Origin of the sequence: Nocardia sp. NPDC051463 (genome assembly GCF_040681975.1) — a bacterium.
Taxonomy (GTDB): domain Bacteria; phylum Actinomycetota; class Actinomycetes; order Mycobacteriales; family Mycobacteriaceae; genus Nocardia.
Genome location: NZ_JBFBAB010000067.1, coordinates 1 through 1,916 on the forward strand (window position 1 = coordinate 1; position 1,916 = coordinate 1,916).

The following is a 1,916-nucleotide window of genomic DNA, read 5'->3' on the forward strand; positions in this document are numbered from 1 at the left end:
CTACATGGTCCCGTCCTCGATCATGGTGCTCGACCACATCCCGCTGACACCGGTGGGCAAGCTGGACCGCACAGCATTACCGGACCCCGTATTCACCGACCACAAACCATTCCGAGCACCCGAGACACCCCTCGAACGAACGATCGCCAGATCCTTCGCCGACGTATTGAAAATCGACACGATCGGCCTCGATGATTCGTTCTTCGCCCTCGGCGGCGACAGCGTGGTCGCGACGCGGGTTGCCGCGCGAATCGGGGCGGTGCTGAATACCGAGATTCCGGTGCGGCTGCTGTTCGAGGCGACCACGGTAGCGGCGCTCGCGACCCGCATAGAGCAATATTCCGGCACGACGCGCCAGCGCCCACCATTGATCGCCGGGCCGCGCCCCGATCTTGTGCCATTGGCACCAGCCCAACAACGGATGTGGTTCTTCAACCAATACGACACCGGTTCGGGGGCCTACAACGTGCCGATCGCCATTCGGTTGCGTGGCGAGTTGAGCGTGGATGCCCTGCGCTCGGCCGTGGTTGACGTACTGCGCAGACACGAGTCGTTGCGGACGCGGTACCCCGACCACGACGGAATGCTGATCCAGCTGATCGAACCCGCCGACGAGGTAGACCCCGAGCTGGCCCTGGTGTCGGTTCCGCCGAGCGAACTGGACGCAACGGTCAACGAATTCGTCACCGAAGGCTTCGATGTGAGCATCCGGGCGCCGGTGCGCGCCCGATTGTTCCGCCCGGCCGGCAGCGAGGAGCCCGAATACGTGCTGGCGGTCGTGGTGCACCACATCGCCGCGGACGGTTTCTCCATGACACCGCTGGCCCGCGATGTCACGACTGCATACACCGCGCGGATCCGCGGAGAAATCCCTTCGTGGACACCGCTGCCTGTCCAGTACGCGGACTACGCACTGTGGCAACGAGCTACCCTCGGCTCACCCGACGATCCGGAATCGCTGTGCGCCCAGCAGATTCGATACTGGACCGAGGCTCTGGACGGAGTTGCCGAGGAACTTTCTTTGCCGACTGACCGGCCGCGGCCGGTGGTGGCGTCCAATCGGGGTGCCACTATCGACTACCCGTTGGATGCCGAGCTGAAGCAGGCATTGGAAAGAGTCGCGCGGCAAAATAGTTCGTCACTATTTATGGTGATCCACAGTGCGCTCGCGGTTCTGCTTGCCCGGTTGAGCGGAACGACCGATATTCCGATCGGAACACCGATCGCCGGGCGCGGCGCAGCCGAACTCGACGACGTGATCGGCATGTTCGTCAACACGCTGGTGCTACGAACCGAAATCGATCTCCATGAACCATTCACCGACCTACTCGGCCGGATCAAACAGATCGATCTGGATGCCTTCGAGCACGCCGACGCCCCATTCGAACAACTGGTGGATCACCTCGCTCTCCAGCGATCCCAGTCCCGACATCCACTGTTCCAGGTGATGTTGGCATTCCAGAACCTGGAACAGGTGAAGCTCGAACTACCCGGCCTCCATGTATCGGTGGTCGACCTCCCGAACGAGGTATCCCGTTTCGACCTGCAGGTAGTGCTGTCGGACAACCACGACAGTGGCGGTATGACGGCAGCGATCACGTATGCCACGGATTTGTTCGATGCCACGACGATCGACTCTCTCGCACACCGCTGGATTCGGGTACTCGAGTCGGTGGCCACCGATCCGACGATTCCGGTCGGGGCCATCGAGGTGCTGGAGTCCGCCGAACGAGCCGATCTGCTGTCGCGCTCCGGCGCACCCCCAACAGCGCCCATGACGCTGGCCGATCTGTTGACCGCGGCAGCCGCAAGAAACCCCGCCGCCACGGCGATTGTTTTCGATGGGCAACCACTGAGCTACCGGGAGCTGGACAAGCGCTCCAACCGATTGGCCCGACTACTGATCCAGCGGGGTA

1 protein-coding gene is annotated in these 1,916 nt (G+C 62.6%); it reads left to right on the top strand.

Annotated features, from left to right (window positions below; all coding sequences use genetic code 11):
* A partial coding sequence (locus AB0M74_RS35155; RefSeq protein ID WP_366530625.1) for a condensation domain-containing protein occupies positions 1–1,916 on the top strand: 1,916 nt, incomplete at both ends.